This window comes from Paenibacillus sp. 01T47, from assembly GCF_056398245.1.
Map to the genome: position 1 here is coordinate 98604 of NZ_JBFTPA010000015.1, position 15231 is coordinate 113834.

Annotated in this window: 21 protein-coding genes; all 21 read left to right on the plus strand. The window is 44.9% G+C overall.

Annotated elements, in window-relative coordinates; genetic code table 11:
• Positions 1 to 122: 122 nt before the first annotated feature.
• The 21 genes from AC1DOV_RS24790 (at position 123) to AC1DOV_RS24890 (ending at position 15222) form a co-directional block, all read left to right on the plus strand.
• On the plus strand, positions 123 to 737 hold the full coding sequence (locus AC1DOV_RS24790) for a genetic competence negative regulator (protein ID WP_339203296.1): 615 nt from the start codon (positions 123 to 125) through the stop codon (positions 735 to 737).
• Between the two features lie 136 nt (positions 738 to 873).
• Positions 874 to 2124, plus strand: a complete 1251-nt coding sequence (locus AC1DOV_RS24795; protein WP_076271366.1) for a Glu/Leu/Phe/Val family dehydrogenase — start codon at positions 874 to 876, stop codon at positions 2122 to 2124.
• Positions 2125 to 2139: 15 nt separating this feature from the next.
• Entirely contained in the window at positions 2140 to 2835 is a 696-nt protein-coding gene (prsW, locus tag AC1DOV_RS24800; RefSeq protein WP_076271365.1) for a glutamic-type intramembrane protease PrsW, read from the plus strand.
• Positions 2836 to 2909: 74 nt separating this feature from the next.
• Positions 2910 to 3071 carry a hypothetical protein gene (locus tag AC1DOV_RS24805; RefSeq protein ID WP_179089937.1) on the plus strand — a complete coding sequence of 54 codons (162 nt, stop codon included), beginning with the start codon at positions 2910 to 2912 and terminating at the stop codon, positions 3069 to 3071.
• A gap of 103 nt (positions 3072 to 3174) precedes the next feature.
• Positions 3175 to 4527 carry a germination protein YpeB gene (ypeB, locus tag AC1DOV_RS24810; protein WP_477551302.1) on the plus strand — a complete coding sequence of 451 codons (1353 nt, stop codon included), beginning with the start codon at positions 3175 to 3177 and terminating at the stop codon, positions 4525 to 4527.
• Positions 4528 to 4585: 58 nt separating this feature from the next.
• The gene (locus AC1DOV_RS24815; protein ID WP_441912612.1) at positions 4586 to 5242 is read left to right on the plus strand and encodes a flagellar brake protein; all 657 of its coding nucleotides are present in this window, start codon (positions 4586 to 4588) and stop codon (positions 5240 to 5242) included.
• A gap of 53 nt (positions 5243 to 5295) precedes the next feature.
• Positions 5296 to 5493, plus strand: a complete 198-nt coding sequence (locus AC1DOV_RS24820; protein ID WP_477551303.1) for a hypothetical protein — start codon at positions 5296 to 5298, stop codon at positions 5491 to 5493.
• A gap of 171 nt (positions 5494 to 5664) precedes the next feature.
• Positions 5665 to 6333: a (d)CMP kinase gene (cmk, locus tag AC1DOV_RS24825; RefSeq protein WP_339209675.1), complete on the plus strand. Its 669-nt coding sequence runs from the start codon at positions 5665 to 5667 to the stop codon at positions 6331 to 6333.
• Between the two features lie 3 nt (positions 6334 to 6336).
• Complete coding sequence (locus tag AC1DOV_RS24830) at positions 6337 to 6915, plus strand: lysophospholipid acyltransferase family protein (protein ID WP_339203291.1); 579 nt, start codon at positions 6337 to 6339, stop codon at positions 6913 to 6915.
• Positions 6916 to 6996: 81 nt separating this feature from the next.
• Positions 6997 to 8232, plus strand: coding sequence for a 30S ribosomal protein S1 (rpsA, locus tag AC1DOV_RS24835; RefSeq protein WP_076271360.1), 1236 nt, complete (start codon positions 6997 to 6999; stop codon positions 8230 to 8232).
• Between the two features lie 195 nt (positions 8233 to 8427).
• Positions 8428 to 9072: a YphA family membrane protein gene (locus AC1DOV_RS24840; RefSeq protein WP_477551304.1), complete on the plus strand. Its 645-nt coding sequence runs from the start codon at positions 8428 to 8430 to the stop codon at positions 9070 to 9072.
• A complete protein-coding gene (locus tag AC1DOV_RS24845) occupies positions 9072 to 9989 on the plus strand; it encodes a YIEGIA family protein (RefSeq protein WP_477510542.1) in 918 nt (305 codons plus the stop codon). The genes AC1DOV_RS24840 and AC1DOV_RS24845 overlap by 1 nt, the downstream gene beginning before the upstream one ends.
• Positions 9982 to 10161: a capping complex subunit for YIEGIA gene (locus AC1DOV_RS24850; RefSeq protein WP_076271357.1), complete on the plus strand. Its 180-nt coding sequence runs from the start codon at positions 9982 to 9984 to the stop codon at positions 10159 to 10161. Before AC1DOV_RS24845 ends, AC1DOV_RS24850 begins: the two co-directional genes overlap by 8 nt.
• A gap of 77 nt (positions 10162 to 10238) precedes the next feature.
• The gene (gene der / locus AC1DOV_RS24855; protein WP_076271356.1) at positions 10239 to 11561 is read left to right on the plus strand and encodes a ribosome biogenesis GTPase Der; all 1323 of its coding nucleotides are present in this window, start codon (positions 10239 to 10241) and stop codon (positions 11559 to 11561) included.
• Positions 11562 to 11573: 12 nt separating this feature from the next.
• A complete protein-coding gene (gene plsY, locus AC1DOV_RS24860; RefSeq protein ID WP_477551305.1) occupies positions 11574 to 12170 on the plus strand; it encodes a glycerol-3-phosphate 1-O-acyltransferase PlsY in 597 nt (198 codons plus the stop codon).
• 34 nt (positions 12171 to 12204) lie between these two features.
• Entirely contained in the window at positions 12205 to 13215 is a 1011-nt protein-coding gene (locus AC1DOV_RS24865; protein ID WP_430057889.1) for an NAD(P)H-dependent glycerol-3-phosphate dehydrogenase, read from the plus strand.
• Between the two features lie 81 nt (positions 13216 to 13296).
• Positions 13297 to 13572 carry a stage VI sporulation protein F gene (locus AC1DOV_RS24870; protein WP_477510543.1) on the plus strand — a complete coding sequence of 92 codons (276 nt, stop codon included), beginning with the start codon at positions 13297 to 13299 and terminating at the stop codon, positions 13570 to 13572.
• Between the two features lie 136 nt (positions 13573 to 13708).
• A complete protein-coding gene (locus tag AC1DOV_RS24875; protein ID WP_076271353.1) occupies positions 13709 to 13888 on the plus strand; it encodes a DUF2768 family protein in 180 nt (59 codons plus the stop codon).
• A gap of 55 nt (positions 13889 to 13943) precedes the next feature.
• Entirely contained in the window at positions 13944 to 14240 is a 297-nt protein-coding gene (locus AC1DOV_RS24880) for a 2Fe-2S iron-sulfur cluster-binding protein (RefSeq protein ID WP_076271352.1), read from the plus strand.
• 32 nt (positions 14241 to 14272) lie between these two features.
• Positions 14273 to 14887 carry a nucleotidyltransferase family protein gene (locus AC1DOV_RS24885; protein ID WP_477551306.1) on the plus strand — a complete coding sequence of 205 codons (615 nt, stop codon included), beginning with the start codon at positions 14273 to 14275 and terminating at the stop codon, positions 14885 to 14887.
• Positions 14875 to 15222 (plus strand): 2Fe-2S iron-sulfur cluster-binding protein, encoded by a 348-nt coding sequence (locus AC1DOV_RS24890; RefSeq protein WP_441883384.1) that lies wholly within the window; start codon positions 14875 to 14877, stop codon positions 15220 to 15222. The genes AC1DOV_RS24885 and AC1DOV_RS24890 overlap by 13 nt, the downstream gene beginning before the upstream one ends.
• Positions 15223 to 15231 lie beyond the last annotated feature (9 nt).

Consider the following 15231-nt stretch of genomic DNA (forward strand, 5'->3'; position numbering starts at 1 on the left):
TTAGTGCAATCAGTGAAAAGACATGATAAAGTAGTTACATAGCATGATTTGGTCAATTTGATCACATCTTACTTAGAAATTCATACGCTATTACAACAGATGCTGCAGAGGAGGATCCTGTCATGAAAATCGAACGACTGAGCCAGGATAAGATTCGGATTTTCCTGACGTTCGACGACCTGCTGGAACGGGGGATCCAGAAGGACGACATGTGGCGCGAAATTCCAAAAGTACACGAACTATTCAGTGAAATGATGGATCAAGCATATAGTGAACTTGGATTCGATGCCAGCGGCCCATTAGCGGTCGAAGTGTTTGCCCTCCCCGCTCAAGGTATGGTAGTGATTGTCACCCGTGGCAAAATGAACAGTCATGCAGGCGATAGGCCAACTGAAGATGACGACACGGAAGACGAAATATACGAGATGGAAGTGACGCTTGAGCAAAGCGATATTGTGATGTACTCTTTCCGCGATTTTGAGGATGTCATATCGGTTTGCAAGCAATTGCTAAGCTCTACGCTTACGGAAGACGGACGTTTGTACTCCTATCATGGCAAATATATATTAGCGCTGGAACCTGCTCTTATCGAGGCTTCCAGGCATAACGCTGTTATTGCATTGCTCGCTGAGTATGGTGAAGCAACATCGGTAACCTACGCCATGCTGGAAGAGTACGGAAAAGTGATTATACCCGAAACAGCGGTAAGGGAAATATGTAATCATTTTAGTTTTTAATCAAATGTACACGGATAGAGCATCTGCAGGCTGATTTTGTCTGTACGATGCTCTTCTTGCATGTAGCATGACATAATAATGGAATATACGAAGGAAAAGGCGCTCATATTAGATGTAGACAAAGGCGGTGAATGGAATGAGTGATAAAGAAGCAAACGATGTGTTGCATTCTACTCAGATTGTTATTGAAGAAGCGCTGCGCAGGCTTGGCTATGATCAGGATATGATTGATTTATTGAAGGAGCCCATGAGGCTTCTGACCGTCCGTATTCCAGTTCGGATGGATGATGGCAAAACAAAAGTGTTTACGGGGTATCGAGCACAGCATAATGATGCGGTAGGACCTACAAAAGGCGGTGTGCGTTTTCATCCAGCCGTCACTGAAAACGAGGTTAAGGCTTTGTCCATTTGGATGAGTCTAAAATGTGGAATTGCTGATCTGCCCTATGGCGGCGGTAAAGGCGGCGTTATTTGCGATCCAAGAACGATGTCTTTCCGAGAAATTGAGAATTTAAGCCGAGGGTATGTGCGGGCCATCAGCCAAATCGTAGGACCAAGCAAAGATATTCCTGCGCCTGATGTGATGACTAATTCACAGATTATGGCTTGGATGATGGACGAGTATAGCCGCATTCGTGAATTTGATTCTCCAGGCTTTATAACAGGGAAGCCGCTTGTGCTTGGCGGGTCCAAAGGAAGAGAGACAGCTACAGCCAGAGGGGTCGTTATGATGATCCATGAGGCTTTGAACATGAAAAATATAGACATAAAGGATGCGCGAATCGTCATTCAAGGCTTTGGTAATGCTGGAAGTTATCTTGCCAAATTCATGCATGAGGCCGGTGCACGCGTGATAGGTATTTCCGATGTGAACGCGGCGTTGTATAATAAAGAAGGGCTCGATATCGAATATTTGCTCGATCGTCGAGATTCCTTTGGCAATGTAACGAACTTGTTTACGAACACAATAACGAATGCTGAGCTGCTCGAGCTCGATTGTGATGTGCTTGTGCCTGCGGCAATCGAGAATCAAATAACGGAACAAAATGCCCATCTCATTAAAGCAACCATCGTAGTTGAAGCAGCGAATGGCCCAACGACGCTGGAAGCTACGCGAATCCTGTCGGACAAAGGCATTTTGCTTATTCCGGATGTGCTCGCGAGCAGCGGTGGCGTCATCGTGTCCTATTTTGAATGGGTGCAAAATAATCAAGGCTATTATTGGGATGAACAAGAAGTGGATGATAAGCTGAAGCTTATGATGATAAGGGGCTTCAACCAAGTGTATGAAATACACCGCACCCGTAAGGTCGATATGCGTCTTGCAGCTTATATGGCCGGTGTACGCAAAATGGCTGAAGCTGTACGCTATCGTGGCTGGGTGTAAGAAAGTAGGGGAAGAATGCTGTTGTTTTCCGTTTTGACTGCGGCTGTTGCGCCAGGCGTTTCGCTGCTTACTTATTTATATTTGAGAGATCGTTATGAAGCGGAGCCTATCCACATGGTAGCAAGAATGTTTGTGCTAGGCATTCTTGTCGTTGTACCGATCATGGTTATTCAGCGGGGACTTCAGCTTTGGCTTGGCGATCACTCGCTCATATTTGCCTTTGGCGAATCCGCAGGCGTAGAAGAGTTCGTAAAATGGTTCGTACTGTATCATGTCATTTACAACCATACCGAATTTGACGAGCCTTATGACGGAATCGTTTATGCATCAGCCATTTCGCTTGGCTTCGCAACCTTAGAAAATGTCTTGTATGCCATTTACTCGCCTGCAACGTTCGGCACGCTTCTCGTGAGGGCGCTGCTTCCCGTTTCTGGCCATGCCTTGTTCGGTATAATGATGGGCTATTATTTAGGGAAAGCGAAGTTTGCTCCAAAAAACAAAACCGTCTATTTCTTAGGAATTTCACTTTTGCTGCCAGTGCTTCTACATGGTACTTACGATTGGATCATGATTACGTTGCGCACAAATTGGATGTATTTTATTATTCCGTTTATGATCGTGCTTTGGATATGGGGCTTGCGCAAAATGAGTCATGCGAATGCACGGTCGCCCTTTCGATTTATGGTCCGTGAAGATGAGATTAAACTGTAGTCGATCCGTCCATACTTACATTATATTGTAATGCCTGAAATGATGGCGTTCGAATAATGGCTGAGGAGGGGCTTATGGAGGCTGCAAGAATAAAGGTAACGATTAGATGCAATCTATGCGGAGAAAAATTTGTGCTTCGCGGACGAAGAGAAAAAGATTCGATTGATACTGGCTTTAAGCAATGCATTTGCAACAATGCAAATGATCTGGAAATTGAAGAGCATAGCGTATTTTAGGGAAATACATGCAGCAATGACAAATAAATAGATGGATGCATAAAGCTCCCTTGGGCAAACCAAACTAAAACCAGGTTTTGCACAAGAAAGGAGCTTTTGTATTATGTACCGTCGACTCAGTTCAATTCTATTTCCCATTATGACAGTGCTGTTTATCGGCGCTGCCTACTGGGGTTATCAAGAGCAACAAGAGAAAAACGCAGTTTTGATAAAGGCTGAAAACCAATATCAACGAGCGTTCCACGATTTGACTAACCATGTTGAGCAGCTCCATCAGCAATTAGGAAACACGTTAGCTGTTAACTCCACCTCACAAGCCTTTCATCGCAAAGGGCTTGTCAATGTATGGCGTTTAACTAGCCAAGCGCAAAATGAGATCAACCAGCTTCCTGTATCGATGCTTCCTTTCAATGAAGCAGAAGACTTCCTGTCGCGCATTGCAAACTTTGCATACAAGACATCTGTTCGCGACTTGACGAAGCAGCCGCTTTCGCCTGATGAATTCAAGACGCTTAAGACGCTGTATACGAATTCACAGGAAATATCGAAGGATTTGTCAAAGATGCAGAAGGATGTGCTGAACAACCGTCTGCGCTGGATGGACGCTGAAATCGCAGCTGCCAAAAACGCAAGTGACCCCAACATTATCATTGACGGCTTTAGATCGGTAGACAAGAAGGTAAGTGAATATCCAGAAATCAATTGGGGCCCTTCCGTTAGCAGCATGTATCAGAAGCGTACGATTAAAATGCTTGGCGGAAACATGGTGACCGCTGAAGAAATTAAAAAAGAAGCGGCTAAGTTTACTGATGTTCCTAATGCTGACATCCGTGTTGTTGAAAATGCGAAGGGAACTGAATATGCTTCGTTCTCAGCAACGGTGAAAGAAGGCAAGGACAGTACGCTTCAAATGGATTTTACGGAAAAAGGCGGCCAGCTTCTCTACTTTTTGAATTCTCGTGATATTGGAGAAGCGAAAGTGACTTTTGAAGAGGCAAAAGCATCGGCTGATTCCTTCTTAAAGAAACACGGATTTAAGGATATGAAAGCTATTAGCTACGACAAATATCAAAACACAGGTGCATTTACTTATGTAGGTACGCAGAACGGGGTTCTTATTTACCCTGATAAATTGACCTTGAAGGTTGCTCTTGATAAAGGGCAGACGGTAGGCTTGCAAGCTAATGATTATGTGTATCAACATCATACTCGCAAGATTCCTAGTCCAACGATTACAAAAGCAGAGGCAAGCAAGGCGCTAAATCCAGAGATGAAGGTGCAAACAGAGCAAATGGCGATCATCTTCAACGATTTAGGCAAAGAGGCTCTTTGCTATGAATATACGGGGCAAATGAACGGTTCGATTTATCGCGTATATATCAATGCAGAAACCGGCACGGAAGAATCGATTGAGGAAATGTCTCACGCAGATTCTAAGGCAGCTTCTGACAAATAACGATATGGCTCCCCTCAAATCGACGTGTTATAATGACATGTAAATGGGGGGAGTCAATTTGTTGCCAAAAGTGAACCAAATGCTTTACTATCAGATCGCATCGTCAGACGAAGAGGAAGCAGCGATTGAATACAAGTCCCGTATTGCCGATGAGCAAGAGGACGGCTTACTAATAGAAATTCCAATCAGCGAGAAATCAGGAAGGTACAAGCGCCTTTTTTTAGGAGATGAGCTTTCTGTTTATTTTGTATCAGAGGATGGCATAAAAAATTATTTCGATTCACATGTCCTTGGATTCAAAGAGGATGGCGTTGTTAAACTCATAAAAATTCGCAGGCCTGAACTGGATCGCATTACTAAAGTTCAAAGACGCAGCTTCTTGCGCGTATCTGCTGAACTTGAGATTGCTGTTAAAATGTCAAGCAACATCCGGTTTGTATGTGAAACCGATGATGTTGGCGGTGGCGGAATCTCCTTTATTTGTGATGGGAAATGGCAGATCGCGCCTGAACAAGTACTAGAGTGCTGGTTGCTAGTTCCGTTTAAGAACGGGACCATTGAACATGCTTTTTTCCGTGGGGAAGTCGTACGAGTTGTCCAGCTTGAATCCGGAAGGAAGCAGGCTATGATTAAATATGTGAGCATCAATGATTCAGAGCGGCAAAAGGTTATCAGGTACTGCTTTGAGAAGCAGCTAGAATATCGCAATCGCTGAATAACATTCGTTTAATATGGAAAACTACCCAGAAAGAGGGAGGGTTTATCCATATGATACGAAATCTGTTACATAAAAAAACAAACCGCAAAAAAATGATTAAACTAACGGATGAAGTAAGCAGCGTATTGAAGAAAATCATCATTACGCTCGTTATTTTACTCGTATGCTCACAAGCAGCATTGCAAAATGATACGGTTAGATATTGGCTGACGGGTGTGGATCAGTGGGAAGGAACCCATATGAACTGACGCTCAGCTTTTGCATCTGCGTATATAGTGTGGTATAATTTTCACGTTCGCAGGCAAAGCCTGCTTTTTTCTTGAGAGGTTTGCGTCGCATTCTTACATGCATTCGGCCAGCCGTCTCTACTAAAAGGGGGTTGACCTTAGGTGGTGCATCACGAAGGTGACAGCGACCGTATGAACATTGCAATTGACGGGCCGGCAGGCGCGGGCAAGAGCACGGTTGCACGGAAAGTCGCCGAGCAGCTTGGCTATGTGTATATCGATACAGGCTCTATGTATCGCGCAGTAACACTAAGCGCCCAGCGAGCAGAAGTAAAGGTGGACCAGACAGCCAAACTTGCTGAACTAGTAAAAGCATTAGAGATTGAGCTTGAGCCTGGTGAACATGGCCAGTCGGTATTTGTGAATGGTGAAAATGTAACCGCATTGATTCGCTCGCGCGAAGTGACGCTTCAAGTGTCTCATATTGCTGCGAATGAAACGGTACGTGAAGTTCTTGGCGACTTGCAGCGTAAGCTTGCAGAGCGTAAAGGCGTCGTAATGGATGGCCGTGATATTGGTTCACATGTGCTGCCAAATGCGGAACTGAAAATTTTTCTGACTGCATCCGTTAAGGAACGGGCACTTCGCCGTTACCGTGAAATAGTGGACACTCAAACCATTTCGCTTGCCCAATTGGAAGCGGAGATCGCAGAACGTGATCGTTTGGACGAGCAACGTGACATCTCACCGCTCATATGTGCGGAGGATGCTATTGTACTCGACAGCACCGCCATGACAATTGATGAAGTCATTCATGCAATTGTGAAATTAAGCCGAACCAAATTGGCGGAGGCGAAGTAAACTATGTCATATCTTATTTTTAGGTTTCTCCTGCGTGTTATTTACACGGTGTTATTTCGATTAGAAGCTAGAGGCACGGAAAATATTCCAGCCGACGGACCTGTTGTCCTCGCTTCGAATCATTTGAGTAACTTTGATCCGCCTACGGTTGGAGTCAAGGTGAAACGCAAGGTTTATTTTATGGCGAAAGAGGAATTATTTAAAGTTCCCGTATTTGGGCCTCTTATTCGTTCGTTTGGCGCGTTTCCAGTCAAACGCGGCGGTGTGAGCAAGGACGCTATCAAGTCTGCGATCACGTTGCTGAAAGAAGGCAATGTCATGGGTATTTTCCCGGAAGGCTCTCGCAACAATCAATCTGGAGCAGCCAAGAAGGGTGCAGCCATGATTGCTGTTCGCAGCGGCGCAGCAGTCGTTCCTGTTGCCATTGTCGGTAAATATAGACCATTCAGCAAAATAATCGTTTGTTACGGCAAGCCTATTGATCTTACTGCAATTATTGAAGAATCATCGCCTGATATGCTTGAGCAAGTAACAGACGCCATTATGGCTCGCATTCGCGAGTTAGCTGCAAACAATCGTTAATTTATGTTTTAAATGCTGCTTTCGCTCTAGGCGCTTGCGGATTTAAATAAAGTTGGGGTTAGAACTGAGGAGGTTATTTCAATGTCAGAAGAAACTAATGTGCAAGAATCCGTGGCGGAAGAAGTAAGCCAAGACGCTTTGGATAATTTCGTGTCTTTGAAAAAAGGCGATTCCGTTAAAGGTACGATCGTCAAAATCGAAGATAACCAAGCTTATGTAAGCCTTGGATATAAATATGACGGTGTTATTCCGGTTCGTGAGCTTTCTGCAGTGCAGATTGAAAACGCAGCGGATGCTGTTCAAATCGGTCAAGAGGTTGAGCTTAAAGTTGTAAGCATCGACGACGAGAAAGAAAAGCTTGTTCTTTCAAAACGTCAAGTTGACGGCGAAAAAGCATGGGATGTTCTTGAAAAACGTTTTGAGAGCGGCGAAGTATTTGAAGTTGCTGTTGCTGACGTTGTAAAAGGCGGCCTTGTTGCTGACGTAGGCGTTCGCGGATTTATTCCAGCATCGATGGTTGAGCGTCATTTCGTTGAAGATTTCGCAGGTTACAAAGGTCGTACGCTTCGCGTTAAGATCAAAGAAATCGATCGTGAGAACAACAAAGTGATCTTGTCTCAAAAAGAAGTACTTGACGCTGAATTCGAATCAAGCAAAAAGCAAGTTATTGCTGCGCTTGAAGTAGGTCAAGAACTTGATGGTACGGTTCAACGTCTTACACCATTCGGCGCATTTGTTGATATCGGTGGCATTGACGGCCTAGTTCACGTATCCGAGTTGTCATGGCAGCATGTTGCACATCCGAAGGATGTTGTTTCTGAAGGTCAAGCGGTACGCGTTAAAGTACTTAAAGTTGATCCAGCTGCTGGAAAAATCAGCCTTAGCTTGAAAGCCGCTCAACCAGGTCCTTGGGATTCTGCTGGTGGTCAATTTGCAATTGGCGATATCGTAACAGGTACTGTTCGCCGCCTAGTTCCATTCGGCGCTTTCGTCGAAATCGCTCCAGGCGTTGAAGGTCTTGTGCACATCTCGCAAATCGCACACCGTCACATTGCTACACCTAACGAAGTTCTTCAAGAAGGCCAAGAAGTTCAAGCGAAAGTTCTTGACTTTAACCCTGCTGAAAAACGCGTTAGCCTAAGCATCAAAGAAACAGAAGAAGCGCCTGAGCAACCAGCTCCTAGCGCTAGACCTGATCGTGCACCACGTTCACCAAAAATCGAGAAAATCGATAACCCGAATGTAAGCTTGAGCAATGAGAGCATGAGCTACTCACTTGCAGAGCGTTTCGGCGACAAGCTTAAAAACCTTAAATAATATCTTTTTATATCAATCAAAAACGCCTTCAGCGTCCTTTGGATGCTGAGGCAGCTTTGACGGAGAAATATAAGATAAGTAGAAGCAAATGATATACTTTCTTATATTTACAAAAAGGAGCTATTTCTGCGAAAACTCGCAGGAATAGCTCCTTTTTTTTGGTGCATAATAGGGGGTACAAGAGGTGAGATAACGTTGAATCCCGGATATATGTCGATTTGGATTATGATTATTATGTTTATCCTTATTACGACAGGCTGGAAGCCGTTTATAGCTCCCGATATTAGCCGTCGTATGTTGTCGCTTCTTAGCATTGCGTTAATCGCACTGATGGGTGTTTCGTTTTGGTGGAAGCCGTTACAAGGCCATATTCAGGTCGAGCTCCATATGAGTGTTTGTCTTCTATTGCTGTTAGGCATACTCGCATTTAAGAAAGCCGAGGATTGGAGTTATCTAGGGTACTTAATATTGTGTACAATAATGATTGCTGTCATATGGGGTTTCATCCGCAAAATGTATAGCTTTGATCCCGTTTTTCATTGGATTGATCCGAGCTGGGATGCTCCTTTGCTTTGTGGAATTTTTTGCGGAGCGTTTACCTCGCATGTAAAACATCAATTTGGGATGATCGTCTGGGGAGCGGTACTTGGCGAAACGTTAAACACAGCCCTTCAATTTGGAGCTCACACCGCTCATATTGGCAATTTAGCTTGGTGGGACAGTTTTTGGATTGCGCTGGCTACAGCTATGACTTGCAGTTTGCTGCTAAAATCGGTTCGATTAGTGTTTTCCAAGCTTAGCGTAATACTTTGGCATATAAAGGGAGGACGTCCATCCTAATGCAGCATTTTCTCGTTGAAAATAAATATTTGGTCGGTGTCCTCCTTGGGATTGCTTTTGGGCTTATCTCTCGCTTGCTCATGCTTAGGACGGATTATCGCCAGTATCCAACTTATCCACATGGTCGAATCATCCACATATCATTAGGCGTAATTGCAGCGGCATTAGGAGCTGTTGCTGTGCCGGCGCTGTTTAACAAAGATTACACGGCAATTACTTTCCTTACATTAGCTGCTCAGCAATTTAGAGATGTGCGAAAAATGGAACGCGAAACGTTGACTAAAATCGACAGCATGGAGCTGGTAGGACGCGGTTCGACATATATTGAAGGAATCGCCATGGTCTTTGAAGGGCGAAATTACTTAGTTATTATGACGGCATTGCTTACAAGTCTATTTGGGATATTAGTAAATATATGGGTAGGGATGATAGCTGGAGTTATCTCGCTCATAGTCGTTGAGAAGCTGAAATCAGGCAAAGCTGTCTCCCATATTGCTGAGGTGCAAGCCGCTAAGGTTCGAGTGGATGGCCCGGATTTGTTTGTTGATAACGTTTATATTATGAACGTAGGTTTGAAGAGCAACCAAGAAATCATTGCAGCGCGTGGCATGGGGTTTATTTTGACTCCCTTCAACTCAAATGGAAAAGTTACTTTAAGCAATCTTGGTCAACGGCAAGCTATTCTTTACGATTTGGCTACGATCTTAGGGGTATATCGCGATGATGGAGAGCCTGCTTTAATACCTATGGCGAAGCTGGATATGAAGGATGGACGATTGGCCGTATTTATATTGCCACAGGAGTTGGATGCAGATAAAGGGAAAGCAGTTATCATGCGAGTGCCGATTTTGGAATCTGCTGTTCGCATGCCGACAGAAGCATCTGTGAACAAGAAAGGGGCAGAGGAAAATGGCTGAAATCTTAGCTGTGGTATCCATTCATGCAGATGCGGTTAGTGGCGGAGCGCCGATTTTTATTGCAGAAAATGTAGATAAATTGGAAGAAACCTCGTTTCTGCTCGAGAAGATTTTGGATGCGAGTGCGCATGATTTAAAGAACGGTACAATCATACTGGTCAATCACCGATAATATGAAAAGTTAGCCAAGAACGCACTTTTTTGCTATGATGGATAGCGTGAGTATTTTTGAAGGAGTGGAAAACAAACATGGCAAGACCCGTTATCGCTATTGTCGGTCGTCCGAATGTGGGGAAATCCACGATTTTTAATCGGGTCATCGGCGACCGTCTAGCAATTGTTGAGGATAAACCGGGCGTCACTCGTGACAGGCTTTATGGCACCGGAGAATGGAATGGAAAACCGTTCAGCATTATTGATACTGGCGGTATTGAAATCGATGGCGAAGATGAAATTATGAAATCTGTGCGTATGCAGGCTGAACTCGCAATTGAAGAAGCAGATGTAATTATCTTTATGGCGGATGCGAAAACAGGCTTGACGCATGCGGATGACGAAGTTGCTCAAATGCTATTCCGTTCGGGCAAGCCCGTTGTGCTTGCAGTTAATAAAGTTGATAATCATGGCCGCATGGACGAAGTTTATGAGTTTTATGGACTTGGCTTTGGTGAACCAATCGCAATTTCCGGCTCGCATGGACTAGGTATCGGTGATTTGCTTGATGCTGCTGTCGCTTTGCTTCCGGATCTAACCGATGATGGCTACGATGAGGATGTCATCCGTGTTGCATTAATCGGCCGTCCTAACGTTGGGAAATCATCTCTAGTGAATGCACTGCTTGGCGAAGACCGTGTAATTGTAAGCAATGTAGCGGGTACGACTCGTGACGCCATTGATACACCTTTCGAGCGTGATGGGCAGCGTTATGTGCTCATTGATACAGCCGGCATGCGTAAACGCGGCAAAGTGTATGAGTCCACAGAGAAGTACAGCGTAATGCGTGCGATGAAAGCGATTGAACGCGCAGATGTTGTTCTAGTCCTGATTAACGGTGAAGAAGGCATCATCGAGCAGGACAAGCATATTGCTGGTTATGCTCATGAAGCAGGAAAAGCATCGATATTTGTTGTGAACAAGTGGGATGTCATCGAAAAAGACGAGAAGACCATGCAAAACTTCTCGCAAAATATTCGTGATCATTTCTTGTTCATGTCTTATGCACCGATCGTTTATTTATCAGCATTAACTAAAACGCGTTTGCATAAGCTGTTGCCTGTTGTTAAGCATGTTTCTGAACAGCATGCAATGCGCATTCAGACTCATCTTCTTAATGATGTCGTTTCGGATGCAGTAGCGATTAATCCGCCGCCATCCGACAAAGGCAAGCGTCTACGCATCAACTATGTTACGCAAGTAGCGATCAAACCTCCGACGATTGTTGTTTTTGTCAATGATCCGGAAATTATGCATTTCTCGTATGAGCGCTATTTGGAAAATAAAATTCGTGCTGCATTTAATTTTGAAGGGACTCCTATACGCATATTCTCGCGTCGTAAGTCCGAAGAAGATTAGGGGAGAAGTAGCTTGTTATACGGAGTAATCGCGGTTGCTTTAAGCTATTTGTTAGGCTCAATTTCATTTAGCATCGTTATTGCCAAATGGGTGAAAGGTATCGATATACGTCAGCACGGCAGCGGAAACGCTGGTGCTACGAATACACTCAGGGTGCTCGGCAAAGGGCCGGGCTTACTGGTGTTTTTACTCGATATCGGCAAAGGGGTAGCAGCTGTATTTATTGGCCGCACTCTTAGTGAAAACGACTGGATTCCAGTTTTGTGCGGATTAGCCGCAATCATAGGACATAACTGGCCGATTTGGTTCCGCTTTAAAGGAGGCAAAGGCATTGCAACGACTGTAGGTGTCATTGCGACCCTTGCTTTCGTGCCTGCACTTTGTGCAGGAGCCATTGCCATTGCGACAATTGCTTTGACCAGATACGTATCGCTTGGCTCATTATTGTTTGCTGCTTTAACGCCATTATTTATTACTTTGTTCTATTATTCGGTTCCTTTACTTTGTGCAAGTCTTCTGATATGTATTTTTGCATTCGTACGCCATCGGTCGAATATTGTAAAGCTGTTTCAAGGAACAGAAAACAAGTTAGGTGCAAAGAAAGGGTAGTGAGCGTCGCATGACAAAGCAGGATTCATCAACAATGAAAAATGCGGCAGTGCTGGTTGCTGGAAGTTGGGGCACTGCTCTTGCTTCTGTACTCGCGAGAAATGGCTATCATGTAAAGCTATGGACGCGCAGTACCGAACAAGCGGAGAACATTAACCTCAGCCATGAGAATAGCAAGTTTTTGCCTGGTGTACAGCTTCCTGAGCTAATCCATGCAACTACGGATTTAAAGGATGCACTGCAGGATGCTGAGCTCGCTTTGTTCGTTGCGCCTTCTGGTGCAATGCGCGAGGTAGCTAAGCAAGCGGCACCGTTTCTATCGGATAAGACACTTGTTGTTCATGCAACAAAGGGCTTTGAAACGGATACGTTGAAGCGGATGACGACAGTACTTTCGGAAGAACTAGGTCGACCTATGGAACAGCTTGTTGTTTTATCAGGACCAAGCCATGCTGAAGAGGTTATTTTGAAGCAGCCTACTACAGTAGTTGTTGCTTCAACTGATTTGAAAGCAGCTGAGCAGGCCCAGGATGCGCTCATGAATACGCATTTCCGAGTGTATACAAATCCGGATGTCGTTGGTGTGGAAGTGGCTGGAGCCATCAAAAACATTATCGCATTAGGTGCAGGCTTGACGGACGGGCTTCAGTTTGGCGACAATGCCAAGGCTGCTTTATTAACTCGGGGCCTAGCGGAGATCAGCAGGCTTGGAACGGCAATGGGGGCGAATCCGCTCACTTTTGCTGGATTAGCTGGCGTAGGCGATCTTGTCGTTACTTGCACAAGCAAGCACAGTCGAAATTGGCGTGCTGGCTACATGCTTGCAGATGGCACGCCTCTAGATGATGTGCTCACTCGGATGGGAATGGTCGTAGAAGGTGTTCGTACGACGCGTGCGGCTTACAGTTTAGCCAAAGAGTACGATGTTGAGATGCCAATTACGTTTCAGTTATATGAGGTATTGTTTGCGAACAAAGCGCCTAGGACTGCCGTTGAGCATTTGATGGGCAGGCTGCGGACGCATGAGATCGAAGAGTTAGGCTAAGGACCAGCGCCTACACCAATCTTCTTGCCTTCTCATATGATGCATGGAGCAATACACATGCGCATGCTGGAGGTGTAGAGTATGGCGAGGGATTTCTCCAAGGACATTCTTAATTCGATCAATAAAAAGACGGGCAAAGGAATTTCCGAGAGCTCAGTCAAAAAGCTTGCCAGCGGAGTTACAGCACAGACGATGACTGACGAAGCTGAGCTTCGCAAGCTGATTAAGCAAGTGTCGGAAGTGGCTAAGGTCAAGGTTACGGAATCTACGATTAATGATATCGTAAAAGCTGTCAAAGCCAGCGGCATGAGCGCCAGCAATATGGAAGCAATCATGAAAATGATGATAAAAAAATAAAAAATTGCGGCAAAAGCGTGGAGCGCCCCGAATATTTTATTCGGCAAAGTGTTCTGTCAGCTTTTGTCCTTTTTTTTGTGCGATGTTATAATGGGTGAGAATTCATTATGATATAGATTAGGAGAATGGAATTTCTATGGATGCTATGACAAAAATGTGGGTTTCGCTATTCGGCATTGGAATGATGGCGATTGCGGCCCTTTTAATTACGTTTGCTCGTTTGAAAACGAAAGGCGCAGTGAAATTTATTCTTTCGTTAATTGCATTTATTGTTCTAATCATTGGCTTTGTATGCGGACTTATATCCATTATTTAGTGCTTATTACATAGGGGACGGTCGTTCACTAACAAAAGGGAGATTTTGACATATCATGATTGAATTAAAGGGTAGAACCAAAACAGCTGTTGTAAAAGCAGAAGAAGGCTTGTCGCTGCTTGATCATGCACTTAAGCATGAGATTGATTGGAGCTTCTCTTGCGCGAGAGGAACCTGTGCCCGGTGCCGCTGCTTGGTAACCGAAGGCATGGAGCATCTTGAAGGCATTACGGACGAGGAGTGGGACCGTCTTGAGCCGGAGGAGTTTGAAGAAGGCTACCGGCTCGGCTGCCAGGCCATCGTCAAAAGTGCAGATGCGAAAATCGCAGCAGCCAACAAGCCTTATTTTTAATGCATAAGCTACTGATGAAGGAAGTGCCAGCGATGTCAGAAAATGAACGCATTCATAAAGCGCTGGCTGCCGTTAAAAAAGCGACAGAATCAAGTCAGGCGCAGTGGATTACTGGCGGAAGCGCCAGTCTAATGCTTCGAGGACTTGTACTTTCAAACGATCCACGTGATTTGGACATTTATTGTGATGAAGAGAATGTAGAAGAAATTTATGATGCTCTTGAGCCTTTTGCCCAAGATCAACCAACATTGAGCGTGACAGATATGTATCGATCAACGCTTAGCCATTTTATTATACAAGGAATACAGGTAGAGCTCGTCGGCGGGTTCGAGGTGAGTGCTCAAGGCTGTAAGTATGAGACGATGGTTAATAAATTACTGATGCCTTTCTCAGATCAAGTGCTGTTAAACGATGCTAATTATTCAGTAGCGATCGTTCCGCTTGCGCATGAGCTGTGGTTTAATTTCTTGCGAGATCGGATGGATCGCGTTGATTTAATCGTTCAAGCGATTGCAAAAGCACCTGCTCATCATGAGGGTGCATTCCTTGCGATTGAAACTAACAATACATTCACCGCTGAGGCAAGGCGTACTCTTCATCAGCTGTTGTCATATCGAAAGGCTGGTGGCTTGTCATGGATGGAGTAGTAACTTTTTGGCCATCGGGCAAGAGCATTAAGGTGAAGCCGGGCACAACGCTGTTAGACGCTGCCAGACGTGCGAATATACCGATTCGCACACGTTGCGGGGGCAAAGCTGCTTGCTTCATGTGCAAGGTCACTGTGAGGCCGGGAAGCCAGCTGCAGCCGATTGGTGATGTGGAGAGAAACAAGCTGTCTGGATTAGACGGAAATCATGAACGCTTATCATGCCAAGCTAGAGTAGCTGGGAAAGTGGATGTGGAAATTCCATTAGATCCGCTGCGAGCGGCAGTTGCAAGGCAGCTCGCAAGGCAAGCAGAGGAAAACGATGATTTATGGTAGGCTGAATGA

Bases quoted from the DNA above. Each gene is read 5' to 3' on its own strand.
- rpsA (WP_076271360.1), top strand. From the start codon at position 6,997: ATGTCAGAAGAAACTAATGTGCAAGAATCCGTGGCGGAAGAAGTAAGC.
- AC1DOV_RS24845 (WP_477510542.1), top strand. From the start codon at position 9,072: ATGCAGCATTTTCTCGTTGAAAATAAATATTTGGTCGGTGTCCTCCTT.
- AC1DOV_RS24880 (WP_076271352.1), top strand. From the start codon at position 13,944: ATGATTGAATTAAAGGGTAGAACCAAAACAGCTGTTGTAAAAGCAGAA.
- AC1DOV_RS24885 (WP_477551306.1), top strand. From the start codon at position 14,273: ATGTCAGAAAATGAACGCATTCATAAAGCGCTGGCTGCCGTTAAAAAA.
- cmk (WP_339209675.1), top strand. From the start codon at position 5,665: ATGAACATTGCAATTGACGGGCCGGCAGGCGCGGGCAAGAGCACGGTT.
- AC1DOV_RS24865 (WP_430057889.1), top strand. From the start codon at position 12,205: ATGAAAAATGCGGCAGTGCTGGTTGCTGGAAGTTGGGGCACTGCTCTT.
- AC1DOV_RS24820 (WP_477551303.1), top strand. From the start codon at position 5,296: ATGATACGAAATCTGTTACATAAAAAAACAAACCGCAAAAAAATGATT.
- AC1DOV_RS24875 (WP_076271353.1), top strand. From the start codon at position 13,709: ATGGATGCTATGACAAAAATGTGGGTTTCGCTATTCGGCATTGGAATG.
- AC1DOV_RS24805 (WP_179089937.1), top strand. From the start codon at position 2,910: ATGGAGGCTGCAAGAATAAAGGTAACGATTAGATGCAATCTATGCGGA.
- AC1DOV_RS24830 (WP_339203291.1), top strand. From the start codon at position 6,337: ATGTCATATCTTATTTTTAGGTTTCTCCTGCGTGTTATTTACACGGTG.
- AC1DOV_RS24870 (WP_477510543.1), top strand. From the start codon at position 13,297: ATGGCGAGGGATTTCTCCAAGGACATTCTTAATTCGATCAATAAAAAG.
- ypeB (WP_477551302.1), top strand. From the start codon at position 3,175: ATGTACCGTCGACTCAGTTCAATTCTATTTCCCATTATGACAGTGCTG.
- AC1DOV_RS24890 (WP_441883384.1), top strand. From the start codon at position 14,875: ATGGATGGAGTAGTAACTTTTTGGCCATCGGGCAAGAGCATTAAGGTG.
- der (WP_076271356.1), top strand. From the start codon at position 10,239: ATGGCAAGACCCGTTATCGCTATTGTCGGTCGTCCGAATGTGGGGAAA.
- prsW (WP_076271365.1), top strand. From the start codon at position 2,140: ATGCTGTTGTTTTCCGTTTTGACTGCGGCTGTTGCGCCAGGCGTTTCG.
- AC1DOV_RS24850 (WP_076271357.1), top strand. From the start codon at position 9,982: ATGGCTGAAATCTTAGCTGTGGTATCCATTCATGCAGATGCGGTTAGT.
- AC1DOV_RS24790 (WP_339203296.1), top strand. From the start codon at position 123: ATGAAAATCGAACGACTGAGCCAGGATAAGATTCGGATTTTCCTGACG.
- AC1DOV_RS24795 (WP_076271366.1), top strand. From the start codon at position 874: ATGAGTGATAAAGAAGCAAACGATGTGTTGCATTCTACTCAGATTGTT.